The 24,192-nt window shown below is 69.8% G+C and carries 22 protein-coding genes, 1 tRNA gene and 3 pseudogenes; 12 read left to right on the top strand and 14 right to left on the bottom strand.

From position 1 onward, the window contains the following. Nucleotides 1-48: 48 nt before the first annotated feature. Both ABZ078_RS12330 and nth read right to left on the bottom strand, forming a co-directional pair. Nucleotides 49-744 (bottom strand): CoA pyrophosphatase, encoded by a 696-nt coding sequence (locus tag ABZ078_RS12330; protein WP_356574327.1) that lies wholly within the window; start codon nt 742-744, stop codon nt 49-51. Nucleotides 745-850: 106 nt separating this feature from the next. Then, nucleotides 851-1,882, bottom strand: a complete 1,032-nt coding sequence (nth, locus tag ABZ078_RS12325) for an endonuclease III (protein ID WP_356574325.1) — start codon at nt 1,880-1,882, stop codon at nt 851-853. 341 nt (nt 1,883-2,223) lie between these two features. Between nth and ABZ078_RS12320 the strand changes: the two genes are divergently transcribed. The 3 genes from ABZ078_RS12320 (at nt 2,224) to ABZ078_RS12310 (ending at nt 4,782) form a co-directional block, all read left to right on the top strand. After that, nucleotides 2,224-2,898: a Crp/Fnr family transcriptional regulator gene (locus tag ABZ078_RS12320; protein ID WP_015658871.1), complete on the top strand. Its 675-nt coding sequence runs from the start codon at nt 2,224-2,226 to the stop codon at nt 2,896-2,898. 128 nt (nt 2,899-3,026) lie between these two features. Further along, nucleotides 3,027-3,893: an NUDIX hydrolase gene (locus tag ABZ078_RS12315; protein ID WP_356574323.1), complete on the top strand. Its 867-nt coding sequence runs from the start codon at nt 3,027-3,029 to the stop codon at nt 3,891-3,893. Nucleotides 3,894-3,951: 58 nt separating this feature from the next. After that, nucleotides 3,952-4,782 carry an MBL fold metallo-hydrolase gene (locus ABZ078_RS12310; protein ID WP_356574321.1) on the top strand — a complete coding sequence of 277 codons (831 nt, stop codon included), beginning with the start codon at nt 3,952-3,954 and terminating at the stop codon, nt 4,780-4,782. A gap of 19 nt (nt 4,783-4,801) precedes the next feature. Here ABZ078_RS12310 and ABZ078_RS12305 read toward each other — a convergent pair whose 3' ends face one another. From ABZ078_RS12305 to ABZ078_RS12295, 3 genes are all read right to left on the bottom strand, one after another. Further along, nucleotides 4,802-5,620, bottom strand: coding sequence for a nucleotidyltransferase domain-containing protein (locus tag ABZ078_RS12305; protein ID WP_356574320.1), 819 nt, complete (start codon nt 5,618-5,620; stop codon nt 4,802-4,804). Nucleotides 5,621-5,791: 171 nt separating this feature from the next. Then, nucleotides 5,792-6,259, bottom strand: coding sequence for a RidA family protein (locus ABZ078_RS12300; RefSeq protein ID WP_356574318.1), 468 nt, complete (start codon nt 6,257-6,259; stop codon nt 5,792-5,794). Next, nucleotides 6,256-6,417: a DUF4177 domain-containing protein gene (locus ABZ078_RS12295; RefSeq protein WP_003975360.1), complete on the bottom strand. Its 162-nt coding sequence runs from the start codon at nt 6,415-6,417 to the stop codon at nt 6,256-6,258. The genes ABZ078_RS12300 and ABZ078_RS12295 overlap by 4 nt, the downstream gene beginning before the upstream one ends. Nucleotides 6,418-6,534: 117 nt before the next feature. Here ABZ078_RS12295 and ABZ078_RS12290 point away from each other — a divergent pair, with 117 nt between their 5' ends. Then, nucleotides 6,535-7,512 (top strand): ArsA-related P-loop ATPase, encoded by a 978-nt coding sequence (locus tag ABZ078_RS12290; RefSeq protein ID WP_356574317.1) that lies wholly within the window; start codon nt 6,535-6,537, stop codon nt 7,510-7,512. Nucleotides 7,513-7,564: 52 nt separating this feature from the next. Further along, on the top strand, nt 7,565-8,962 hold the full coding sequence (locus tag ABZ078_RS12285) for an ArsA family ATPase (protein WP_356574315.1): 1,398 nt from the start codon (nt 7,565-7,567) through the stop codon (nt 8,960-8,962). Between the two features lie 134 nt (nt 8,963-9,096). Here ABZ078_RS12285 and wblA read toward each other — a convergent pair whose 3' ends face one another. Next, entirely contained in the window at nt 9,097-9,435 is a 339-nt protein-coding gene (wblA, locus tag ABZ078_RS12280; protein WP_356574313.1) for a transcriptional regulator WblA, read from the bottom strand. 589 nt (nt 9,436-10,024) lie between these two features. Between wblA and ABZ078_RS12275 the strand changes: the two genes are divergently transcribed. Continuing rightward, nucleotides 10,025-12,325 carry a transglycosylase domain-containing protein gene (locus ABZ078_RS12275; RefSeq protein WP_356574311.1) on the top strand — a complete coding sequence of 767 codons (2,301 nt, stop codon included), beginning with the start codon at nt 10,025-10,027 and terminating at the stop codon, nt 12,323-12,325. 192 nt (nt 12,326-12,517) lie between these two features. Here ABZ078_RS12275 and ABZ078_RS12270 read toward each other — a convergent pair whose 3' ends face one another. Next, nucleotides 12,518-12,982, bottom strand: a complete 465-nt coding sequence (locus tag ABZ078_RS12270; protein ID WP_356574310.1) for a GatB/YqeY domain-containing protein — start codon at nt 12,980-12,982, stop codon at nt 12,518-12,520. A 204-nt stretch (nt 12,983-13,186) separates the two neighbouring features. Here ABZ078_RS12270 and ABZ078_RS12265 point away from each other — a divergent pair, with 204 nt between their 5' ends. From ABZ078_RS12265 to ABZ078_RS12255, 3 genes are all read left to right on the top strand, one after another. Next, the gene (locus tag ABZ078_RS12265; protein WP_356574308.1) at nt 13,187-14,113 is read left to right on the top strand and encodes a metallophosphoesterase; all 927 of its coding nucleotides are present in this window, start codon (nt 13,187-13,189) and stop codon (nt 14,111-14,113) included. 194 nt (nt 14,114-14,307) lie between these two features. Next, on the top strand, nt 14,308-15,117 hold the full coding sequence (locus ABZ078_RS12260) for a Pr6Pr family membrane protein (protein ID WP_356574306.1): 810 nt from the start codon (nt 14,308-14,310) through the stop codon (nt 15,115-15,117). A 33-nt stretch (nt 15,118-15,150) separates the two neighbouring features. Beyond that, nucleotides 15,151-15,224: transfer RNA gene (locus ABZ078_RS12255), tRNA-Pro, on the top strand. Nucleotides 15,225-15,626: 402 nt separating this feature from the next. On the opposite strand, the pseudogene ABZ078_RS12250 reads toward ABZ078_RS12255, so the two are convergent. The 3 genes and pseudogenes from ABZ078_RS12250 to ABZ078_RS12240 form a co-directional block, all read right to left on the bottom strand. Further along, nucleotides 15,627-15,830: pseudogene (locus tag ABZ078_RS12250) on the bottom strand (site-specific integrase); the annotation flags it as partial. A gap of 1,111 nt (nt 15,831-16,941) precedes the next feature. After that, entirely contained in the window at nt 16,942-17,526 is a 585-nt protein-coding gene (locus ABZ078_RS12245) for a DinB family protein (RefSeq protein WP_356574305.1), read from the bottom strand. Nucleotides 17,527-17,792: 266 nt separating this feature from the next. Next, a pseudogene (locus ABZ078_RS12240) lies at nt 17,793-19,055 on the bottom strand (MFS transporter); the annotation flags it as partial. Between the two features lie 89 nt (nt 19,056-19,144). On the opposite strand from ABZ078_RS12240, the gene ABZ078_RS12235 reads away from it, so the two are divergent. Then, nucleotides 19,145-20,125, top strand: a complete 981-nt coding sequence (locus ABZ078_RS12235) for a winged helix-turn-helix domain-containing protein (RefSeq protein ID WP_356574303.1) — start codon at nt 19,145-19,147, stop codon at nt 20,123-20,125. 91 nt (nt 20,126-20,216) lie between these two features. Here the strand turns inward: ABZ078_RS12235 and ABZ078_RS12230 are convergent, their stop codons facing one another. The 3 genes from ABZ078_RS12230 to ABZ078_RS12220 form a co-directional block, all read right to left on the bottom strand. Beyond that, nucleotides 20,217-21,242, bottom strand: coding sequence for a transposase (locus tag ABZ078_RS12230; protein ID WP_356574521.1), 1,026 nt, complete (start codon nt 21,240-21,242; stop codon nt 20,217-20,219). A gap of 379 nt (nt 21,243-21,621) precedes the next feature. Then, a complete protein-coding gene (locus ABZ078_RS12225; protein ID WP_356574301.1) occupies nt 21,622-22,032 on the bottom strand; it encodes a DUF6069 family protein in 411 nt (136 codons plus the stop codon). Then, nucleotides 22,029-22,640: a TetR/AcrR family transcriptional regulator gene (locus tag ABZ078_RS12220; RefSeq protein ID WP_356574299.1), complete on the bottom strand. Its 612-nt coding sequence runs from the start codon at nt 22,638-22,640 to the stop codon at nt 22,029-22,031. The genes ABZ078_RS12225 and ABZ078_RS12220 overlap by 4 nt, the downstream gene beginning before the upstream one ends. Nucleotides 22,641-22,805: 165 nt before the next feature. Between ABZ078_RS12220 and ABZ078_RS12215 the strand changes: the two genes are divergently transcribed. Further along, entirely contained in the window at nt 22,806-23,582 is a 777-nt protein-coding gene (locus ABZ078_RS12215) for a hypothetical protein (protein WP_356574297.1), read from the top strand. Nucleotides 23,583-23,765: 183 nt separating this feature from the next. Here ABZ078_RS12215 and ABZ078_RS12210 read toward each other — a convergent pair. After that, nucleotides 23,766-23,963: pseudogene (locus tag ABZ078_RS12210) on the bottom strand (LacI family transcriptional regulator); the annotation flags it as partial. Here ABZ078_RS12210 and ABZ078_RS12205 point away from each other — a divergent pair. Further along, a complete protein-coding gene (locus tag ABZ078_RS12205) occupies nt 23,902-24,126 on the top strand; it encodes a hypothetical protein (RefSeq protein ID WP_356574295.1) in 225 nt (74 codons plus the stop codon). The pseudogene ABZ078_RS12210 and the gene ABZ078_RS12205 overlap by 62 nt on opposite strands. The last annotated feature ends 66 nt before the right edge of the window (nt 24,127-24,192 follow it).

The raw sequence follows: 24,192 nt of genomic DNA, 5'->3' as shown, positions 1-24,192 counted from the left end.
ACAGCGGCGTGGCGGCCCCCGGGAGAACACAGCACGGCAGACACCCTGTCATGACCGCCAGTCGAGCGGGACCCGCTTGTCCCGGTCCCAGGGCCGCTCCCAGCCCGAGTAGTGGAGCAGACGGTCGATGATTCCTGCCGTGAAGCCCCAGACAAGGGCCGATTCGACCAGAAATGCCGGACCTCGGTGGCCGCTGGGGTGAACGGCCGTGGCTCTGTTGTCCGGATTCGTGAGATCCGCCACGGAAACGGTGAAGACACGGGCCGTCTCGTTCGGATCGACGACACCGACCGGACTCGGCTCGCGCCACCAGCCCAGTACAGGCGTGACGACGAACCCACTGACCGGGATGTACAGCTTGGGCAGCACGCCGAACAGTTGGACGCCGCTCGGATCGAGTCCGGTCTCCTCCTCGGCCTCGCGCAGAGCGGCCCGCAGTGGCCCGTCGGCCTGCGGGTCGCCGTCCTCGGGGTCGAGGGCGCCGCCCGGGAAGGAAGGCTGGCCGGCATGGGAGCGCAGGGAGCTGGCGCGCTCCATGAGCAGCAGCTCGGGTCCGCGCTCACCGTCGCCGAAGAGGACCAGGACGGCGGACTGGCGACCCGCGCCGTTCTCCGGTGGCAGGAAGCGGCTCAGCTGCATCGGCTCGACGGTCTCCTCCACCCGCACGACGGGATCCAGCCAGGCGGGCAGCCCCTTCTTGCTCAGCACCACCGACCCGTTCTGCGTATCGCTCGCCCGCGTCATCGCCGCCCCCCTCGTCCTGCCGAGTCCAACGCCTGACGGGTCTTGGATCGTTCCGTCCGGATGGGACGGGTGCGCGGCGGTGTCCCGCTCCGCCCGGTTCGTCCCGTCATCCGGCCCCCAGCGGCAGGGCCGGCTTTCCGCCGGCGTCCAGGTAGGACTGCGGGGGCTTGAGGCGTTGACCGGGGAAGCCGCCCTTCTCGTACTTGAGGAGCTTCTTCGCCTTCTCGGGGTCCGTCTCCCCTTCGCCGTAGGCCGGGCAGAGCGGCGCTATGGGGCAGGCGCCGCAGGCGGGCTTGCGGGCGTGGCAGATACGGCGGCCGTGCCAGATCACGTGGTGCGAGAGGTCCGTCCAGTCGCTCTTGGGGAACAGCGCGCCGATCTCGGCCTCGATCTTGTCGGGGTCCGTCTGCTCGGTCCACTGCCAGCGCCGCACCAGCCGCTGGAAGTGGGTGTCCACGGTGACGCCGGGGCGCCCGAAGGCGTTGCCGAGGACGACGAAGGCGGTCTTGCGGCCGACGCCGGGCAGCTTGACCAGGTCTTCGAGCCGGCCCGGGACCTCCCCGCCGTGGTTCTCCATCAGCGCCTTCGACAGCCCCATGACCGACTTGGTCTTGGCCCGGAAGAAACCGCACGGACGGAGGATCTCCTCGACCTCCTCCGGGTTGGCGGCGGCCAGGTCCTCCGGGGTGGGGTACTTGGCGAACAGCGCGGGGGTCGTCTGGTTGACGCGCAGGTCGGTGGTCTGGGCGGACAGGACCGTGGCGACCAGGAGCTGGAAGGGGTTGTCGAAGTCCAGTTCGGGGTGGGCGTACGGGTAGACCTCGGCGAGCTCCCGGTTGATACGGCGGGCCCGGCGGACGAGGGCGGTGCGGGACTCGGCGGTGGGGGGCTTCGGGGTGACGGTCTTGACGGGGGAGGCGGCCTTCACCCGGGCAGTGGCCTTCTTGGGGGCGACGACGGGCTTCTTGGTGATCGCCTTCTTCGTGACCACCTTCTTCGCGGGGGCTGCCACGTCCGCGGGTGCCTTCTTGGCCGCCGCCTTCTTGGCCGCGGGTGCCTTCTTCGCGGGCGTCTTCGCGGCCGCCGTCTTCCTCACCGCCGTCTTCCTCACCGCCGCCTTCTCGCCACCTGCCGCCATCTCACCCGGCGCCTTGTTCGCCGCTTTCGCGGCTTTCCTTCCGCCACCAGGGTCCTGTTCGCCCACAGCGGAATCGCGACGTACAACCACCCGCCCAGCCCCCTTGGCCTGTGCTCTCACCGGCGATTTGGACACTCGGCCAGCCTAAAGCCCGGCACCGACATCCGCCCCGGACCCTGAAGATCGGCCCCCAATTGGACCCCTGCCGCTTACCCCGGGACACCTGTGCGGCATCCTTGTGACAGATCACACTGTTTGGACTGTCCGGCAAAATGGGCACCACGGTCCCCTGGTACGTGGGGGAGCACGATCCCCTGAGCAGGTCGACAAGGAGAGAACTCGTGGACGACGTTCTGCGGCGCAACCCGCTCTTCGCGGCGCTCGATGACGAGCAGTCCGCGGAGCTCCGCGCCTCCATGAGTGAGGTGACCCTCGCACGCGGTGACTCCCTGTTCCACGAGGGCGACCCCGGTGACCGGCTCTATGTCGTCACCGAGGGCAAGGTGAAGCTGCACCGCACCTCACCCGACGGCCGGGAGAACATGCTGGCCGTCGTCGGTCCCGGCGAGCTCATCGGCGAGCTGTCCCTCTTCGACCCGGGTCCGCGTACGGCGACGGCGACCGCGCTGACCGAGGTCAAGCTGCTGGGTCTGGGCCACGGCGACCTCCAGCCCTGGCTGAACGCCCGCCCCGAGGTGGCGACCGCCCTGCTGCGCGCCGTCGCGCGCCGCCTGCGCCGCACCAACGACGCGATGTCCGACCTCGTCTTCTCGGACGTACCCGGCCGCGTGGCCCGCGCGCTGCTCGACCTCTCCCGCCGCTTCGGTGTGCAGTCCGAGGAGGGCATCCACGTAGTCCACGACCTGACGCAGGAGGAGCTGGCCCAGCTGGTCGGCGCGTCCCGCGAGACGGTCAACAAGGCGCTGGCCGACTTCGCACAGCGCGGCTGGCTGCGCCTGGAGGCGCGTGCGGTGATCCTGCTGGACGTGGAGCGGCTGGCCAAGCGGTCGCGGTAACGCGGTAAGACGCGCTTCTTCGTACGACGCCGGGGTCCCGTCTCACCGCGAGGCGGGGCCCCGTCGCGTTCGGCCGCCCGGACCGGCCACCCCTCGAACATCCGCGCACCAAGAGATAGCCTCCGCCCATGGCGAACGGGCAGTGGTACCCACCGGAGTGGCCGGACCGTATCCGCGCGCTCGCGGAAGGAGAGCTCACCCCCGTCGTTCCGAAGCGTGCGGCGACCGTCATGCTGCTCAGGGACGCCGAGAACGGCCCTGCCGTGCACATGCTGCGGCGCCGTGTCTCCATGGCGTTCGCCGGTGGGGCGTACGCCTACCCGGGCGGCGGTGTCGATCCGCGCGACGAGCATCCGATCCGCTGGGCGGGCCCCACGCGCGCGTGGTGGGCGCAGCGGCTCGGCGTCGACGAGGCGGCGGCCCAGGCGATCGTGTGCGCCGCCGTGCGGGAGACGTACGAGGAGGCGGGTGTCCTGCTCGCCGGGCCGACCGACGACTCCGTGGTCGGTGACACGACCGGCGAGCAGTGGGAGGCGGACCGCGCCGCCCTGGTCGCCCGGGACGTGTCGTTCGCCGAGTTCCTGGACCGCCGGGGACTGGTGCTGCGTTCGGACCTCCTGGGCGCCTGGACGCGCTGGATCACCCCGGAGTTCGAGCCCCGCCGCTACGACACGTGGTTCTTCGTCGCCGCCCTCCCCAAGGGCCAGCGCACCCGGAACGCCTCCACCGAGGCCGACCGTACGGTGTGGATCCGCCCCGCGGACGCCGCCGCCTCGTACGACAAGGGCGAGCTGCTGATGATGCCGCCCACCATCGCGACCCTGCGCCAACTGACCCCGTACGACAGCGCCGCCAGGGCCCTCGCCGCCGCCCCCGAGCGCGATCTCACGCCCGTGCTGGCGCAGGCCCGCCTGGAGGACGGCGAGATCGTGCTGTCCTGGCCGGGCCACGACGAGTTCACCAAGCACATCCCGACCGGCGGAGCCCCCGCATGACCATGCCGCCGCCGGCCGCATCGCTCGCATCGCCCGCAGCACCGGAAGGCCCCCTCGCATGACGGACGCAGCAGCCCTCCCCGGCCAGCCGCGAGGCGGAGTCCTCTCCGGCCCCGCCACCCCGCGCGCCGTCAACGTCCTCGCGCCCAACCCCTCCGCGATGACCCTGGACGGCACCAACACCTGGATCCTCTCCGAGCCGGACTCCGACCTGGCCGTCGTCGTCGATCCCGGCCCGCTGGACGAGGGGCACCTGCGCAACGTCGTCGCCACGGCCGAGAGGTCCGGCAAGCGCATCGCCCTGACCCTGCTCACGCACGGCCATCCCGACCATGCCGAGGGCGCCGCACGCTTCGCCGAGCTGACCGGCACGCGCGTGCGCGCCCTCGACCCGGCGCTGCGGCTCGGCGACGAGGGGCTCGCCGCGGGCAACGTGGTCACCGTGGGCGGCCTGGAGCTGCGGGTCGTGTCGACGCCCGGGCACACCGCCGACTCGCTCTCCTTCCACCTCCCGGCCGACCGTGCCGTCCTGACCGGGGACACGATCCTGGGCCGCGGTACGACGGTCGTGGCGCACCCCGACGGCCGCCTGGGCGACTACCTGGACTCACTGCGACGCCTCAGGTCCCTCACGGTCGACGACGGCGTCCACACCGTCCTTCCCGGCCACGGACCCGTCCTCGAGGACGCCCAGGGCGCGGTGGAGTTCTACCTCGCCCACCGCGCCCACCGCCTCGCCCAGGTCGAGACGGCCGTAGAGGACGGCTACCGCACACCGGCCGAGGTCGTGGCTCATGTGTACGCGGACGTGGACCGCTCCCTGTGGCCGGCGGCCGAGCTGTCGGTGCGGGCCCAGCTGGACTACCTGGAGGAACACGGCCTCATCTAGCCCACGCCGGGAGCGTCCATCAGGGCCGCGGCGCTTTGACACCGTGCACGCGCGCGTACTCCTCCGCGAGCCATGGCCCGAGATCCTCGACGTACGACCGCAGGACGGCCGCGTCGCCCGTCGGCTCGTGTCCGAGCAGGGCCGCCGTCCTCATGTGCCCGGCCCGCGCGGGGTAGTACGACGCGAAGGCTTCCGCCATCTCCCCGAGATCGCTGGTCCATCCGCCCCAACGGGGCATGACGAGCGTGAACCCGGTACGCACCAGATGCCGCGACATGAACCGCACGAGCGGCCGCCTGGCCTCGTGGCTGTCCCCGGCGTCGGTGATCCGCTCCCGCCAGCGGGGCAGCAGCAGGCCCAGATCGCCGTTGGTCTCCCGCGCGAGCAGCGAGTCGGGCCGGTAGCGCGGCAGGTACGTGGCGAGATCCTCCCCGAGCAGGGGTGTACAGAGGCAGGCGACGAACCATCCGAGGTCGTACCTCTCCAGGTCGCTCAGCAGCCGCCCGCGGCCGTACAGCAGCGTCCCGACGCCGTCGAGCTGCGCGAACTCCTCATCCAGCCCGGCGCCGAGCACGCGCGCGTCCGCCCGGTCCGCCTCGGTCGGCTCCTGGTGCAGGGCGACCAGCAGATCCAGGTCGCTGCGCCCCTCGCGCGCGGTGCCGCGCGGAATCGACCCGTAGAGATAGGCGCTGTGCAGCCGCGCCCCGAACACGGCCGGCAGACGGCCACGCGCCGCGGCGACAACGGGCCGGAAAGCATCGGGAACGCGCCCGAGGGATCCTTCGCGCGCGATGTACCCCTGAGCGTCGAGTCCCCTGTGGAGAGCGGCTGCGGCCATAGGGCCATAGGGCCATAGGGCCATAGGGCCATAGGGCCATAGGGCCACTGTGCCGTGGCGGGCGTACGAGGGTGACTGATTTTTTGCGGGAGTGACTGATTTTTCCGTCGCCGCCCGACAGTCCCGGCCCTTCGCGGTGACCGGGAGCACGCCGCCCGCCACGCCGAAGGGCTACGCCTGCGTCAGCTCCACCTGGATCTCGACCTCCACCGGCGCGTCCAGCGGGAGGACGGCCACACCCACGGCGCTGCGCGCGTGGACGCCCTTGTCGCCGAGGACCTCGGCAAGCAGCTCACTCGCGCCGTTGATCACGCCCGGCTGCCCGGTGAAGTCCGAGGCCGAGGCCACGAAGCCCACCACCTTCACCACGCGCGCGATACGGTCCAGGTCGCCCGCCACCGACTTCACGGCGGCGAGGGCGTTCAGGGCGCACGTGCGGGCGAGTTCCTTGGCCTCCTCGGGGGTGACCTCCGCGCCCACCTTGCCGGTGACCGGGAGCTTGCCCTCCACCATGGGGAGCTGGCCGGCGGTGTAGACGTACACGCCCGACTGGACCGCCGGCTGGTACGCGGCAAGCGGAGGCACGACGTCCGGGAGCGTCAGGCCCAGCTCGGCGAGGGTCGCCTCGACCGCGCTCACGCCTGCTTCTCCCGCTTCAGGTAGGCCACGAGCTGCTCGGGGTTGTTCGGCCCGGGCACGACCTGGACGAGCTCCCAGCCGTCCTCGCCCCAGGTGTCCAGAATCTGCTTCGTGGCGTGGACGAGCAGAGGCACGGTTGCGTATTCCCACTTGGTCATGTGGCCGACTTTATCCGCTGCCCGGCAGGGGTCGAGCGGCGGCCGAGCGGCCGACCGCGGTCACGTTGTCCACAGGCTGTCGCGTAGTCGGCGCACCGACTGGTTAGGCTCGAAGACGTGAGCAGGCTCCAGGTCGTCAGCGGCAAGGGCGGGACCGGCAAGACCACGGTCGCCGCCGCACTCGCGCTCGCCCTCGCGACGGAGGGGAAGCGGACGCTTCTCGTCGAGGTCGAGGGCAGGCAAGGCATCGCGCAGCTCTTCGAGACAGAGGCGCTGCCCTACGAGGAGCGGAAGATCGCCGTCGCTCCAGGGGGCGGGGAGGTGTACGCCCTCGCCATCGACCCCGAACTGGCCCTTCTGGACTACCTCCAGATGTTCTACAAGATGGGCGGCGCCGGCCGGGCCCTGAAGAAGCTCGGCGCCATCGACTTCGCCACCACCATCGCGCCGGGCCTGAGGGACGTACTGCTGACCGGCAAGGCGTGTGAGGCCGTGCGGCGCAAGGACAAGAGCGGGCGGTTCGTCTACGACTACGTCGTGATGGACGCCCCTCCCACAGGGCGCATCACCCGCTTCCTGAACGTCAATGACGAGGTGGCGGGGCTCGCCAAGATCGGCCCGATACACAATCAGGCGCAGGCCGTGATGAGGGTGCTGAAGTCGGCGGAGACGGCCGTGCATCTGGTGACGCTGCTGGAGGAGATGCCCGTCCAGGAGACCGTGGACGGCATCGCCGAGCTGCGGGCGGCGCGGCTTCCGGTGGGGCGGATCATCGTGAACATGGTGCGGCCCGAGGTGTTGGACGCGGCCGACCTGGAACTCGTACGCAGCGTTCCGCGCGCCGCCATGGCCAAGGCGCTGTCCTCGGCCGGGCTCGGCGGGGCGCGGCGCGGCGGGAACGCCGAGCGGCTGGTGGACCCGCTGCTGGCGCAGGCCGACGAGTACGCCGAGCGGCACGCGCTGGAACACGATCAGCGGTCGGTGCTGGGCGAGTTGGGGCTGCCGGTGCACGAACTGCCCCTGCTGGTCGAGGGCATGGACCTGGCGGGCCTGTACGAACTCGCGGGCGAGCTGCGGGAACAGGGACTGTCATGAGGTCGTTGACAAGTCGGGAGCCGCACGCGGTACGTCGGAAGCAGGGGATGTCATGACTCGTCCGGAACCCGCCCACGCGCACGACACCGCACGTCACCATGCCCCGCACCTCTCCCCCGCCCGCGTACTCGACCTCGACCCGCTGCTCGACGACCCGAAGACCCGCATCGTGGTGTGCTGCGGCGCGGGCGGAGTCGGCAAGACCACGACCGCGGCGGCGCTCGGACTGCGGGCCGCCGAGCGCGGGCGGAAGGTGGTCGTGCTCACCATCGACCCGGCCCGCCGGCTCGCCCAGTCCATGGGCATCGACTCCCTCGACAACACTCCGCGCCGGGTGAAGGGCGTCGAGGGCGACGGCGAGCTGCACGCCATGATGCTCGACATGAAGCGCACCTTCGACGAGATCGTCGAGGCGCACGCGGACCACGAGCGGGCGGCCGCGATCCTGGGCAACCCCTTCTACCAGTCGCTCTCGGCGGGCTTCGCGGGCACGCAGGAGTACATGGCGATGGAGAAGCTGGGGCAGCTCCGGGCGAAGGACGAGTGGGACCTCATCGTCGTCGACACGCCGCCGTCCCGCTCGGCGCTGGACTTCCTGGACGCCCCCAAGCGCCTCGGCTCGTTCCTGGACGGCAAGCTGATCCGCGTACTGCTGGCGCCGGCGAAGGTCGGCGGGCGCGCGGGGATGAAGTTCCTGAACGTCGGCATGTCGATGATGACGGGGGCACTGGGCAAGCTGCTCGGCGGTCAGCTGCTGAAGGACGTACAGACGTTCGTAGCCGCGATGGACTCGATGTTCGGTGGGTTCCGTACGCGCGCGGACGCCACGTACAAGCTGCTTCAGGCACCCGGGACGGCGTTCCTGGTGGTGGCGGCGCCGGAGCGGGACGCACTGCGTGAGGCCGCGTACTTCGTGGAGCGGCTGGCCGCCGAGGACATGCCGCTCGCCGGGCTGGTGCTCAACCGGGTCCACGGCAGCGGCGCCGACCGGCTGTCGGCCGAGCGGGCGCTCGCCGCCGCGGAAAATCTTGAAGAGCCTGGCATTGTGGATCAGGAGGGCGGGAAAGCTGGACTTCGTAACTCCCCCGAGACATACGACAGTTCAGAATCGCCCGCTCCCGAGGCACCGGCTCCTGACGAAGGCTCCCCCGCCGTCACGGACATGGAGCACACCGCGACCACGGACGAACCTCGATCCGTCGTCCCCCATCTGGAGCGGTCCGTCGACCAGCTCACCGCAGGCCTGTTGAAGCTGCACGCCGAGCGTATGCAGCTCATCTCCCGTGAGCAGCGCACGCGTGACCGCTTCACCGCGCTCCACCCCGAGGTGGCGGTGGCCGAAGTGGCCGCGCTGCCCGGCGATGTGCATGACCTCACGGGGCTGCGGGACATCGGAAACCGGCTCGCGGCCAATCGGCCGGAGCTGCCCGATCCCGCGGTCGGTGCCTGAGGAAGGGCTCCTGCCCGAGTAAGGGCTCCTGGGCTCGTCCGAGTCCCCTGAGCCCGCTCTCCGAGCCCTCTCGACCCTCTCGGCCTTCTTGGGCCTTGGGCCTTCCTCAGCCTTCTTGGGCCTTCCTGGCCCCCTCAGCTCACCGCCGCGTAGTTCTCGTACACCTCGTCGTCGTCCAGGGGCACCAGGCCGGCCCCTCGCTCGTACTCCGTACGCGCCGTCTCCAGCAGCCGGCGCCACGAGGTGACGGTCGGCCGCCTGCGCAGCAGCGCGCGGCGCTCCCGCTCCGTCATGCCTCCCCACACGCCGAACTCGACGCGGTTGTCCAGCGCGTCCGCCAGGCACTCCGTGCGCACCGGGCATCCGGTGCACACCGCCTTGGCCCTGTTCTGCGCTGCTCCCTGAACAAACAGTTCATCCGGATCGGTAGTGCGGCAGGCCGCCTGCGCACTCCAGTCGACTACCCAGCCCATACCGGCGCCGTCCTCTCCCGAATCGAGGCTCCCCCACGGCGGCAGCGGCATATTCACCGCCGCCAGTTGAGGACGTTACGGAAGGTGGGCACAGCGCAACACCCCCTTCGGGCCCAATCTTGAATGGCCCGAACGGACTATGCGTAAGCGGCAGATCACCCGGGGGAGTGAGCTGGCGACATGCGTGACTTTCCTGGCAAAGCGGGACAGTCCTGCTGCGTCACAACGGACGCCGGATGACACACAAGGCGGATTCGGACACGCCTCACCAAAAAAAGTGAGCAACCTCCGGAACACTTCGGGGTCTCCGGACGTATTGATACGTGGCCGCACTGCTGTGACAGTTGAGAGCAGCTTAGGCCAAGGCATTGACGTGTGTCCGGCAAATGAGAACGCAGGTGCCTGACTTTGCCGTGCCATGAGACACGGACAGTCCCAGCGCCGCGAGCGCCGAGCGAGGTACGTCACAGTCCGCCGGACGCCGTCCACGCGCACACGAACCTTCGCCGCACGTCACGATCTCGCTCCGAACATCCCGACAGGCAACCGCTCTCTCGGAACGCTCATGCGTACGGATTAGGCTGCACCCATGCCAAAGAAGCGCTCGGGCGGTGGTCTGTCGACGACGCAGCAGGCCGCGAAGTTCCTCGGTGTCAGTGTGCTCGCGGGAGCCGTGATGGCAGGCATCGCGCTGCCCGCGGCCGGCGCGCTGGGACTCGCGGCCAAGGGGTCGGTCGAGGGATTCGACGAGATCCCGGCCAACCTCAAGCGCCCGCCACTGAGCCAGCGCACCACGATCCTGGACGCCAGGGGCGGCCAGATCGCCACGGTCTACTCGCGTGACCGCACGGTGGTCGACCTCAAGGACATCTCGCCGTACATGCAGCAGGCGATCGTCGCGATCGAGGACGCCCGCTTCTACCAGCACGGCGCGATCGACCTGAAGGGCGTGCTGCGCGCCCTCAACCGCAACGCCCAGAGCGGTGGCGTCGCCGAGGGCGCGTCCACGCTGACCCAGCAGTACGTGAAGAACGTCTTCGTGGAGGAGGCCGGCGACGACCCCACGAAGGTCGCGCAGGCGACCCAGCAGACCCTCGGCCGCAAGATCAAGGAGCTGAAGTACGCGATCCAGGTCGAGGAGGAGCTCGGCAAGAAGAAGATCCTCGAGAACTACCTGAACATCACGTTCTTCGGCCAGCAGGCATACGGCGTCGAGGCGGCGTCCCAGCGCTACTTCTCCAAGTCCGCCAAGGAACTCAACGTTCAGGAAGCGGCCCTGCTCGCCGGCATCGTCCAGTCGCCGAGCCGCTACGACCCGGTCAACGACGAGGCCGAGGCCACCAAACGGCGCAACATCGTGCTCCAGCGGATGGCCGACCTCGGCGACATCTCCCAGGCCGAGGCCGACAAGGCCAAGGAGACGCCGCTGGGTCTGAAGGTCAGCAAGCCCAAGAACGGCTGCATCACCGCGGTCAAGGGCGGCGGTTTCTTCTGTGACTACGTCCGCCAGGTGTTCCTCAAGGACCCGGTCTTCGGCAAGACCAAGGAGGACCGGGCCAAGATCTGGAACCAGGGCGGTCTGACCGTACGGACCACGATGGACCCGCAGGCGCAGAAGTCGGTGCAGCGGTCCATCAAGGAGCACGTCTACCAGAGCGACGAGGTCGCCACCGCCGCCACCATCGTGGAGCCCGGCACCGGCAAGATCCTGGCGATGGGTCAGTCCCGGCCGTACGGCATCGACGTCAAGAAGAACGAGACGACGATCAACCTCTCCGTCGACCAGAACATGAACGGCGGCGCCGGCTACCAGCCCGGTTCGACGTTCAAGCCGATCGTGGCCGCGGCGGCCCTGGAGGACGGCATGCCGCCGACCAAGGCGTACTCCTCGCCGTACGAGATGGACTACCCGAGCCCGGTCGCGGCCTGTGACGGCAAGACCTGGAACGAGAAGGGCGTCCCGGTCGCCAACGAGAACGAGTCCGAGGTCGGCCCGTACGACATGAAGGAAGCGACCGCGTTGTCGGTCAACACCTACTACGTGCAGATGATCTCTGACATCGGCATCTGCCCGGTGACGACGATGGCGAAGAAGATGGGCGTCGAGCGGGCCGACGGCGGCGAACTCGCCCAGGCCCCGTCCATCGCCCTCGGCACCATGGAGATGTCTCCGCTGACGATGGCGGCCGGGTACGCGTCGTTCGCCTCGCGGGGCATGTACTGCACGCCGATCGCCATCGAGTCGATCACCCAGAAGGCCGGCGGCAAGACCAAGTCCCTGGAGGTCCCGAAGTCGACCTGCCGGCGCGCGATGTCCGAGACCACCGCCGACACCATCAACACGCTCCTGCAGGGCGTGGTCGAGGACGGTACGGGTACGGAGGCGGGCCTCGGCCCCAGCCGTCCGAGCGCGGGCAAGACCGGTACGACGGACGAGCGCTACGCGGCCTGGTTCGTGGGCTACACGCCGAACATGGCCGGCGCGGTCTGGGTCGGCGACCCCAAGCACGAGCGGAAGATGCAGAACATCCGCATCGGCGGTGTCCGGCACGACAAGGTGTTCGGTGGCAAGGTCCCCGGCCCGATCTGGCGCGACATGATGGAAGGCGCCCTGGAGGGCAAGGAGGCGCCGAACTTCAACATCGTCCACATCCCCGACGGCGACAAGGGCCGGGACCGGGACGAGGACGACGACGAGGACAACGGCAACGGTGACGGGAACGGCAACGGGAACGGGAACGGCGGCAACGGCGGCTTCATCGGCGGCCTGACCGACGGAGGCGCCACGGGCGGCGGCGACGGCGGTACCTTCCCGACGCCCTCCTTCTCGATCCCGGAGGGTTGGTGGCAGGGCCAGACGAACGGCAACGGGAACGGGGGGCGTGACTGACGCCGAGGCCCTTGTGTGAACACCCTCGTGACGAGGGTGTTCACACTTCTCCTTCTGCTGTTTCTGCTTCTGCCTCTGCTTCTGCTTCTGCTTCTACCGCTTTCTGCTTCTACCGCTCCGCTACGAGCACTGGCTCCGCCGCCGCCAACGACCGCGATCGCCCTCGGCCGTTGAACGACCGCGCGTAGGAGCTCAGCCGGCCAGCAGCTTCTTCACCGCGGCTGCGACACGCCCGCCCTCCGCCTGGCCCGCCACCTTCGGGTTCACGATCTTCATGACGGCACCCATGGCCCGCGGACCCTCGGCGCCCGCCGCCCTGGCCTCCTCGACGGCCTGGGCGACGATCTGGTTCAGCTCGTCGTCGCTGAGCTGCTTCGGCAGGTACGCGGCGAGCACCTCGCCCTCCGCCTTCTCCCGCTCGGCCTGCTCCCCACGCCCACCCTGCGCGAATGCCTCGGCCGCCTCACGGCGCTTCTTCGCCTCGCGGGTGATCACCTTCTGCACCTCGTCGTCGGAGAGCTCGCGCTTCTCCTTGCCCGCGACCTCCTCCTTGGTGATCGCGGCGAGCGTCAGCCGGAGCGTCGAGGAGCGGAGCTCGTCGCGCTCCTTGATCGCGGAGTTGAGGTCTTCCTGCAGCTTCGACTTGAGCGTGGTCATGGGGTTGATTGTCGCAGGTGTGGGGAGGGGAACGCCCGTTGATTTCAAGGGGTGTGCGGGCGGGGGCGTGGCGGAGGCAGAGGGGAGGGGGGAGGGAGAGGAGAGGAGAGGAGAGGGGAGGGGAGGGGAGAGAGGGTAGGGGGAGGGCGGTGACGGGTGGCAGGCGGGCGCGGGGCACTCCCCCGGTCTGACACGATGGGTCGTATGCGCGCGCGATACGGAGTACCCCTGGGAATCACGGCGGTTGGCGCCGCCGGTCTGCTGTATTCGGCGGGTTTCGAAGCCCGCTCCTTCCGCCTCCGACGGGTGACGATCCCCGTTCTGCCGACGGGCATGCGCCCGCTGCGGGTGCTCCAGGTCTCCGACATCCACATGGTCGGCGGCCAGCGCAAGAAGCAGCGCTGGCTGCGCTCCCTGGCCGGCCTGCGTCCCGACTTCGTGATCAACACGGGCGACAACCTGTCCGACCCGGAGGGCGTCCCGGAGGTCCTGGACGCACTGGGCCCGTTGATGGAGTTCCCGGGCGCGTACGTCTTCGGCTCGAACGACTACTACGGCCCGAAGCTGCGCAACCCGGCCCGCTATCTGCTCGAGAAGGCGCAGGGGCGCCACGGCCTGAACGGCAACCCGCCCGCCGTCGGCGCGATCCACAACCCCTGGGAGGACCTGCGTGACGGCTTCGACGCCGCGGGCTGGCTCAACCTGACGAACACGCGGGGGACGCTGAAGGTCGAGGGCGTGTCGGTGGAGCTCACCGGCCTGGACGACCCGCACATCAAGAGGGACCGCTACGAGCAGGTGGCGGGCGGCCCGTCGGGCGCCGCCGACTTCGCGATGGGCGTGGTGCACGCGCCGTACCTGAGGGTGCTGGACGCGTACACGGCCGACGACTACCCCCTGATCCTGGCCGGCCACACCCACGGCGGCCAGCTCTGCGTCCCCTTCTACGGTGCCCTCGTCACCAACTGCGACCTGGACACGGACCGCGTGAAGGGCCTGTCCACGCACACGGCGGAGGGCCGTACGGCGTACCTGCACGTCTCGGCGGGCTGCGGCACGAACCGTTACACGCCGTTCCGGTTCGCGTGTCCGCCGGAGGCGACGCTGCTGACGTTGGTGGGGCGGGAGTAGGGCTGCTGTTGGGGCGGGACAGGGCTCGGCGGTAGGCGCTGGGCGGTGGGCGTAGGTCGCCGAGGCGGGCGTATGCGCGGTCGGCGGGGTCAGGTCCGGCCACTGCCCGTGACGGCGCACGGGCGGCCTCCGCAACGTAACCCACACGGCCTACCTATATCGCCCCTTTTGCCCACCCTGCTTAGCGTGAGGGCATGACCGCCCCGATACCCAGGGACATCCCGGACCTCCCCGCGATACCGGGCATACCCGCACTGCTGCCCTCCCATGTCCCGGCCACGGCGGTGAGAGCCCCCGTACGCCGCCCTCTGGCCGCCATCTTCCGCTTGCTGGTCGCGCTCGCCGCGGCCGCGGCGGTAGCGGTCGAGCTGACCCTCGGCAGCCCCCTGCGCACCCTGAGCCACTTCGCCATCCAGAGCAACATCCTGCTGGCCCTGGTCTTCGCCCTGGCAGCCCGACGCGCCTGGACCGCCCGCCGCCCCCTGCCGTCGGCCCTGACAGGAGCCACGCTGCTCTACGCCATGGTCACCGGCCTCGTCTACCACCTGCTCCTGGCGAACGAGGCGAGCCCCTTCGCGGTGCCCAGTGTCCTCACGGCCGAGGCAGCCGGACCGACAGGCTGGCACGCGATCACCAACCAGATCCTGCACACGGCGACGCCCGCCGCGGCCCTGCTGGACTGGATGCTCCTGACACCCCCCGGCCGACTGCGCCTACGCCGGGCAGCGACCTGGCTTCTCTACCCCCTCGCCTACCTGGCGTTCACCTTCATCAGAGGCGAGCTCCTCCTCCCCGGCACGCCGGCCCGCTACCTCTACCCCTTCCTCGACGTGGGCCAGCACGGCTACAAGAGCGTCCTGGGCAACGCCCTCCTCATCGGCCTCGCCATCTACGCCCTGGCCATCGCCCTGGTGGCCCTCGACCACGCCCGCCCCAACCCGGTCCGCCACCACGTCCACCACCGCGCGAAAACCGGATTTCGTCTCCAGCCACCAGTGGGCTAAAGTAAACGTCGTCGCCGCGACAAGCAGTGACATCGGGGTGTAGCGCAGCTTGGCAGCGCGCTTCGTTCGGGACGAAGAGGTCGTGGGTTCAAATCCCGCCACCCCGACAGTGAAGTACCAGGTCAGGGGCCTGATCCGCGAGAGCGGGTCGGGCCCCTGCTGGTTTGCGTGATTATCTCGCCGAAACCCGCCTCACAGGCCGTGGCGCCGGGCTAGCGTGGCGCCCGGCCGCTGCGCGCGGTCGGGCTGAGCCTGCCGTATCTGCCCAGCCTGGCCGTGCCTGAAGGGAAAGGTACGTGGCCACGTGAGTTGAGGCGACCGAATCAGTCAGCTGCTCCTCGCCATCACCAGTCTGCTCGCGCTCGCCATGATGCTGCTGCGCGCCCTCCTTCGGGACGTGATCTCAACCATCCGAGAGCCGCGTAACGAGTGGAACAAGCTGCAGTCGTCCGACAGCGACCAGGCATGTGTGGGGATGGGAACCCGTTAGGCACCTCACCCCCACACGGTCACTGCCTGCGATCTGTCCCAAAGATCCTGTCCATGGCAGCCGCTCCTGTCTGGATCACTGGGCGGATCTGCTTCCGGTAGCCCTCCTCGGCCACCGCCGTGCCGGAGTGGCCGACGAGCCGGGAGATCTCTTCCAGTGGGACGCCACGCTCGGAGAGCAAGGACACGAAACTGTACCGGAGCTCCCTCGGCGCCCACTCGTCGGCGTGAGTCCGCGCCGTCCCTACCGGGGCAGCGCGGACCCGCGTCGGCGCCGATCGCCGCGTACCTGCCCGGAGTTCTTCCTTGGAGGCGTTGCGCACCACCTGCCGGTCGGATCGCTGCTCGTCCAGTTTCGAGGGTGAGCTGGAGGCTGTCCGGCGTCGCCGGGCTTGCCGACCGGCTCCCGGCCGTCCCACCAGAGCTGCCCGAGCACCCGCGAATTGCCTCAGCAACGTCGCCGTCTGCCACGACGCGACCTTGCGAACTCGGCGCCATGCGCCCTGAGCCACAGCATGGAAACCGGCCGAGTACCAGACGACGACAGTCAGGTGAGAACCACTTGCGATCCGAGTCTGGTCACAGGACGTCACCCAGTGCACGGGCAAGCGATACCAGGGTGGGCCGCGCCAACATGGATCCTGCGGTTGTGCACGAGCCCGCGGTGCAGCGGAAGGCGGAGCTCATGGCCGCAGACAATAATCGTCATTGTGGCCCCACGCCCCTCTGCTGTCGTACAGCCCTCCACAGCGGTCGGTGAGCTGGGCGAACGCGCCGCCCTTCTCCCATTGGGGCACCGAGTGCGGATTCTGGCTCCCGGAGGGCCAGCGCGTCGGAGGCGACGCCGGGGACAGGACGCTGGATAGCTCCACGGCATGGGGCAGTCGGGGAGCAGCAGCCCATGGCGGAGGTCGGGTGTCTGCGGTGGTGGAGGATCTCGGGGATCCGACCGACTAGCTGAGGTCGATCATTCGGGCCGGCTGCCCGGTGGTGCGGGCGATGGTTTCGAAGTCGCGGTCGTAGTGCAGCAGTGAGTCCTGCCTCTTCCGCGGTCGCGGTCGGGCTTCGTGCGCGGCCGGCCCAGACCGACCCGCGGAACACGGATCTTCGCCAGCACCGTCTGGAACTGGGTGCAGTTGGCCCGGGACTGCTTCAGCCTGTTGATCGCTCGTTCGATGGAGTTGCGCTTCTTTTGTCGGCCGCAGCTCCTGCTCCAGTGGCCAGAAGATCAAGTCGCCGACACGGCCGGACGGGCATGCCAGAGCTCCGTCCGGCCTGTCCAGCCAGGCTCGGCCGCTACAGCTTCACTGATGCCCGGCTGCCTGATATGTCCGGCTAAGCCTTGATTGGTGCGGCCGACCTGGCGGCCTGCTCGATCTTCGCGCAGTAGGCTGCACGGACTTCCTCGTCGATCTGCTGCTCGTTTTCGGCGCGCACCCCGGTCCGGCCGTCGAGGCCCTCGCGCAGGATGTCGGCGTGCCCGGCATGCCGGATGGTCTCGCCGAGGACATGGACCATGACGGCGAACAGGTTCGTGTTGGGACAAGGCTCCGGCCACCACGGCACGTGGCCGGGGGCGTCGAGGGGAAGCTCGTTGATCGTCGCGTCCGAGTGTTCCCACGTGCGCCGGTAGAACCCGATGATCTGATCGCGGGTCTCGTCCTCGGTCGCCCACTGATCGCTGCCGTCGGAGTCCTGCCACCGGGGCAGCGGTTCCGGGGAAGGGCGGTCGAAGACCTCGCCGAAGTACCTGGCCTCGACGGTGGCCACGTGTTTGACCAGGCCGAGGAGGTTGGTCCCGGTCGCCGTCAAAGGTCTGCGGGCGTCGTATTCGGACAAGCCGTCGAGTTTCCAGAGCAGCGCCTCGCGGTCGCGCCGCAGTCTCCTGTGCAGGTTGTCCTTCGCGAATTCATCGATCATGGGGCGTGAACCTTCCATGGGCTGTTCGTGGTTTCAAGATCCCGTACGTGGTCCGCAACGGCCGGCAGAGCCGAGGCTCAGGACTCCTCACACCATGAGCTACCGGGAATGACTGTCTTTCAGAGAGCCGTGGGGGTGGGGTGCGTGACCGCTCGCGGCCGACCCGGCCTGCGACGGTTACCGCGCAGGAGAACTGCAGCATGCTGTTCGGTGCCGTTCTCTGATCCCGTTGAGCAGTTCGGGACGGGGACCGGGGAGGTGGACGGGTGCCAGGTGAGAATCCAGCCGGCGGTGAGCACCGCCGCGCCGCCTGCCAGGGCGATTGCGCCGCCTGTTGCGATGCCTGCGGCCACCGAGCCGAAGCAGGCCGGCCCGACGCCCTGCAGCGTCATGCTGCCGGAGCCGAGCAGACCGAAGGACCTGGCCCTGGCCCTGGCCATCCTGCGGCAGGGCGTCCAGGAACGGCCGTTGCAGGCCGAGACCGTAGGCCAATCCGAAGCCGCAGAGCAGCAGCAGACAGGACGAGACGAGACGCCCACTCCGGGCTCGGTGGCGAAGCCGACCAGCGGCAGTCCCGTCAGCGCGATCAACGGGACTACCAGAACCAGTCGCTCCCGGGTGGGTGGCCGTAGCCATCGACCCACCAGCAGGTCACCGACAAGCATGCCGACCGGCAGACAGCCCATCAGCACCGCGTACCAGCCGGGCGCGAAGTGGCGTCCTCCCGCGTAGGCGATGATCAGACCTTCCGCGCCCGCTACGAACGCGGGCGGTAGCCACTGGGCCAGCATCAGTCGTCGTACCGTGTGTCCGCGCAGCAGCAGGCCGGCACCGTGCAGGCTTGCCCGGACGGCCCCGCCATCGCCCCGAGCGCTGCCGGGAGTGCCGCCGAACTCTCCCGGCTCCAGCCGGGGTAGCCGGATACGGACAGCGAGCGCGCAGCCGAGGTAGAGGGCGGCGCTCACCGCGAGCGCCCGGCGTGGGCCGAGTACCGCGACGACCCACCTCCCAGCGCCAGACCGAACAATTGCGCGCCAGAGGAGGCGATGTTGTTCAGTGAACGGCCCAGTACATAGGCGTCGCCCTTCAACCACTGCGCGACCAGCCGACTCGACGCGCCACCGAACACCGGTGTGGCGAGGGCGACCCGCGCCACGACACCGAGGCTTGCCGCGATCGGCGTCCGCACCAGGGCGAGCAGCAGGGCGGCGGCGCACTCCAAGGCGTAGCCGCCGGCGATGAGCGCGCGGGGCGGCAGTCGGTCGGCCAGTGAGCCCAGCAGCAGCGAGCCGAACAACTGCGGGAGAAAGCCGATGCCGAAGGCGAATGCGCTCAACAGCGCGGAGCCGGTGGCCGCGAAGACCAGTACCGAGAACGTGGTGATCCGCCGAGAACGTGGTGATCCGCAGCGAGCCCGCAGTGATCGCGACGGCGCGGGTCGAGAAGATCAGCCGGAATCGCGGCTCGGCCAGCACCTCGCGGTAGGTGGCACGGTGGTCGCCCTGCGCGGGTTCGGCGGTTGGGGTCATGACGCGCAGCCTCGCCGTGCGCCCACGCCACTCACCAATGATTCGTCGCTGGACGAATCGGAACAGACGTCCGGCCGTAGCATCGCAGGGTGCTCCGCTTCGAAGTCTCCGTCGAGGACCTGCTGCGCAGCCGCTTCGCGCTGTCGCCCGCGCTGGACCTCTGCTTACTGCTGCGCTCGCTCGCCGGCCAAGACCGGCCGCTGCCGCGAGCCTGGGCCACCCGGCTCCGGCCGGCCTTCGAACGGCTTCGCCGCGAGACCGAACTGGACGCCGTCCTCGCCCTGCACACCCCGCGATCCGGACCGAGCTTCGTCGCCCCGCCCCCGCGCGGCCTCAACCAGACCTGGGCAGACGACCTGGCCATGATCCGGGCCGCACCGCTGGAAGCGGCCCGCCACGAAGTCGCCATCACCGCGACCGGCCCGTCCGCCCGTGATCCCCGCGTACGCGCAGTGCTGGACTCCACGGACGCCGTCTCCAGGATCGCCGCGGCGATGGACCAGGCGTGGCACGAGCTGCTCGCCACGGACTGGCCGCAACTGCGCGCGATCTGTGAGCGCGATGTCGTGCACCGGGTGGGTGTGATCGGCCAACACGGATGGGCCACGACCATCGAGAGCCTGCACCCGAGCATCGCCTGGCGCGCCGGCGGTATCGAGATCGGCTTCTTCCCTCCGGTCGGAACCGTCCACCTTGCCGGCGACGGGCTCCTGCTGATCCCTTCGGTCTTCGTCGCGAATATCGCCGCCCACCTGGAAGACCCCTGGCCCAGGACCTTGGTCTATCGTGCCCGCGGCACCGCCGCCCTGTGGGGCGAACGGGCGACCGTCCCCCAACCGGACGCGCTGACCGCTCTGGTCGGCCGGGCCCGAGCCCGGCTGCTGTTGGCGCTGGACGCCCCGGCCAGTACCAGCCACCTCGCCCGAAGCCTCGCCATGGCACCCGGCGCGGTGGGAGACCACCTCGCCATCCTGCGAGGCGCGGGGCTGCTCGTCCGCGCCCGGTCCGGACGGTCGGTGCTCTACCGGCGCACCCCGCTCGGCGAGGCGCTGGTCGCCGGTTCGGGCTGAGGGCTCGGATCAGCACTGTTTTTTCAGGCGCCGCCGGCAGATGATTGCGCGGCCGAGGGTGAGGAAGGCCTGGAGGAGGGCCTGGTGGATGTCAGCGCGGATTTCCCAGCGGATACGCAGTCGGCGGAACCAGCGCAGAAGTGTGCAGGCCGCTTCGACGGCCCAGCGGTTCTTGCCCAGGCGTCTCCTCGATCCTCCAGCGCATCCCGGCTACGCGTACCAGCGTGCCGATCGGCACCGGATGGGGACTGAAGCAGCGGTAGTAGGCCAGTTCGCCGGTGGTGCGGTTGCGGCGGATGAGTAGCCGGAGACGCCCGCGACGCCCTCCGGTAGCAGGGCGATGGCGGCCCGGTCGTAGTGGCGCGGCCCTTTCGCGCCGCCTCCGGTGGACATTCGCCGCCAGGGGGTGCGCGGCACCTTGCGACCCAGTGAATCGACACGGAACTTCCCACCGGCCGTGCGAACTTCGGTGCGGCACGAGACCGCCATGACAGACCCGATCTGGCGCTCGGCCGGCATCTGGGCCAGAGCGGGGTCGCCTCCATCGCCTCCATAGACCTCGCCCCAGGGTCACCCAGCCGACCGTGTGCCCGGTCTCGCAGAACCGCTCGATCATCGCGGCGGCCGGCTGCGTCTTGGTCGCAAAGCGCGTGGTGTCGGGCTCCGGCCCGGCCGCCCGGCGTCGCTGAGGGTCCTCGGACCAGATGGGGGGCAGGGACAATTCCCGGTCCACAGCGCCGTGTCCACGCTCGGTGGCATACACCAGGTAGACCGTCACCTGCGCGTTTTCGATCCTGCCCGCCGTGCCGGTGTACTGACGCCGCGCCCCGACCGTCGCCTGTCCCTTCTTCCCATCGCCGGTCTCGTCGACGATCAGCGCCGTCTGCTCGGCGCCCAGGTGGTCGACGACGCACTCACGCAGATCGTCTTGGACCGCGTCCGCGTCCCACTTCGCCCGCTCCAGCAGATGCTGCATCCCATCCGGTGTGGCCTCACCGGCCCACTCCGCGATCGCCAGCAGTTCTTCCGCGGGCCGGTCCGCCGGCAGCCCTCGGACGAACTTCCCCACCCGACGGCGGGGTTCGGCACGCACGCACCGTCCGGCTATGCGCCGCATCAGCCCTGCGAAGTCATCGTCCCAACGGCCAGGGTCGACGCTGTGACCAGCGGCCACCGCCTGATCTTCAGTATTCACACACCGATGACCACCGGTGGCCGCACCCGTCTCCGAACCCGTCTCCGACCCCGCCCCTGGCCTCCCCCAACCTCGCCTACGGCTCCGACATCGCCAAAACATCGGCCTGACCATCCCGGCGGTGGCCATCACAGCGATCTCGTACGAAGGTCCGCTCCTGCTGGGCCTCGGCGCGACCCACCAGGCATCGCTTCTTCATCTCGATCGTGATGGGCGCTCTGACGGTCATCCCCAGCCACGCGACGCTCTAGCGGGGGTTGCCTCCATCTGGAGTTGTCCGCGGCGTACTTGGTGCCGGCGGTCACCCGCCAGCGGCACCGCCTCCCGCCCCGGGGGACCTGCCGCCCAGCCCCGGGATCAGCACCGCCGCCACCGCCAGGTGCATCAGGGCGAGGGAGACCCGGGTGCCGCCGTCCATGCCGTCGCCGATGAACGGCAGGAAGGACACGGCCAGTACGGCGCCGGCCACCCCGGTCCAGATGGCGCGGGCGCGCCGCGCCCCGAACCGCTCCAGGGCTGCCAGCAGTCCCCAGCCGGAGAGCGACGCGAGCAGTGCGACGACCGCCACGGGCACGGCGCCGATGTCGAGCGTCTGCTCTCCGTCGGCGATCCGTAGCCGGTGCCCCAGCAATGGTTCCGTGACCAGCCACACCAGGACGGGGGCCAGGGCGGCCAGGGCCGTAACCCCCAGGCGCCTTCTCCGCGTGCTCACTTGGCACCCTCCGTGAGCGCTCCGTGCAGGAAGACCTCCACCAGCTCCTGCGGGGTCAGGTCGGGCTCGTCCTCCGTACGCGGCTGGGTGAAGAGCAGCCCGAAGAAGAGGGCAGCGATCTGCTCCGGCGGCCGGCGCAGGGCGGCCTTGTCGGGCTCCAGCAGCTCCGCGAGGGCCGCGCGGATACGGGTCGTCGACTCGTCGCGGCCCGCGCCGCGCACCGTGCCGGGGTGCTTGCCGCCGCGATGCCCCAGCGAGCCGACGATCGCGCCCATCCTGGACATGTGCGCTTGCAGCGCCTCGGCCGCCTCCGCGAGCCGATCGGGCAGCGACTGGGACACGTCGATCGCGTCGAGCTCGCGGACCGCGTTCTCGGGGGAGAGTGCCTCGGCAATGCAGGCCTGCAGCAGCTCGTCCTTGTCGGCGAAGACGCGGAAGATCGTGCCCTCGCCGATGCCCGCGGCGCGGGCGATCTTCGCGGTCGTCACCGCGGCGCCGTACTCCGCGATCAGCGGGATCGCGGTCTGGATGATCATTTCGCGGCGCTGCTCCGGCGACATGCCGGGGGCGCGGCGGCGGGTGGTCTGGTTCTCCTTGGGTGCTGTCATGACGACGAGAGTACGGAGTGAGTACTCACTCCGTCAATGAGTGAGTACTCACTCCGTTCAGCCTGGCCGAATACAGCTGCAAGGCCACACCGGCCCGCCCCGTCGTGGAGGTGTACGACGCCGACGCCTACTTGAGCGACGACGCGGCTGGCATGATGCGCGCTCATGGGAACGAGGGACGACAGTGACGAGGCGTACGTAGTCAGGTTGTGCAATCAGGTGCTCGGCGAGACGGCCTTGACCCAGCACAAGTTCGACTGGTTGCTGGGCGACCCCGGCACGGGCGGCCGACGTGCCAAACTGCCGGTCGACGCCTACTGGCCCGGCCACCAACTCGTGGTCGAGTACCGGGAACTCCAGCACGACCAGCCCATGCCCCACTTCGACAAGCCCGACATGCTCACCGTCAGCGGTGTCCACCGGGGCGAGCAGCGGGCACTGTACGACGCCCGGCGCGACAAGGAGATTCCCGCGCACGGACTGCGGCTGATAGTGATCCGGCCGGCCGACCTCGACGCGGACCGTCGCGGACGACTGCTTCGTAATCGGGAGGCGGACCTGGTTGCGCTGAAGAAGATCCTGGCACGCCACAGCGACGAGGACCGGGTCACGGACGCCTTCCGTACCTGGCTTCTTGCCGAGGGCTGGACACCGGTTGATCCCACGGACCGTTGGACCGACCTCGAAGCCGTACGTGGCGATGAGCGGCTGATCTGCGAAGCGAAGGGCCGCACCAGTGAGAAGGGAATCGACGCCGACATCGCCTACGGGCAGTTGCTGCGGCGGATGACGAGCCAGGAACCCCTCACGCGGTACGCGCTGGTTGTGCCGTCCTCGTCCGTGAAGGCCGTCGAGCGCGTTCCCGCGCATGTCCGCAGGGTCTTGCGCATCGACGTGTACGAGGTGACGGACGACGACGTGGTGCGCCGACTGCCGGCGTAGACGGGTTCCCGTCCCGGACCACCGCGCCCCAGTGCAAGGACGAGCCGGCCGCCGGGCAGCCCCTTCGGTGGTTTGATTCGCCGGACACCAGCCGCTGCCCGTCGGCCCCTTCGAGTTCGGCGATGGCGTGCGGCAGCGCGGCACCCACGGTGGCGATCGCGGTGCCGAGGCGGCATTCTCCGTCGAGAGCACGTTGGACACGGTGCCGGTGGAAACGCCTGCGCGGCGGCCGACGTCCATGAGCTTGGCACCGGTGTGTCCACCGGTGCGGGCGGTGCCCTGGCCGCGGAAGGCCCTTCGGTGGTTGATTCCGTTTTCCGTGGCAGGGGCAGGTGTTGGCTTCGTACGGGCGATGTGGTCGGCGACCAGGGCCGACAGCCAGATCCCCTTCGCGGAAGGGCTCGTCATTGCCCGCGACCTCTGGGCCGCCCGCCGCGTCAGCCGCGTCCTGGACCACGAGACCGCACTGCTGAAGCAGACCGACCCCCTCGACGCCTTCCTCGACGCCTTCCTCGACGCCTTCCTCGACGAACTTCCTCGATGACGAGTTCGACGGGATGGTTTCGTGGGTGAGAGCGGGCAAGGCTTATCGACGGCTTCTGGCAGCACT

It is taken from the genome of Streptomyces sp. NPDC006385, from assembly GCF_040612485.1.
Taxonomy (GTDB): domain Bacteria; phylum Actinomycetota; class Actinomycetes; order Streptomycetales; family Streptomycetaceae; genus Streptomyces.
Note: the sequence above shows the minus strand (reverse complement) of the source record. Positions and strands in the feature narration are given on the sequence as shown.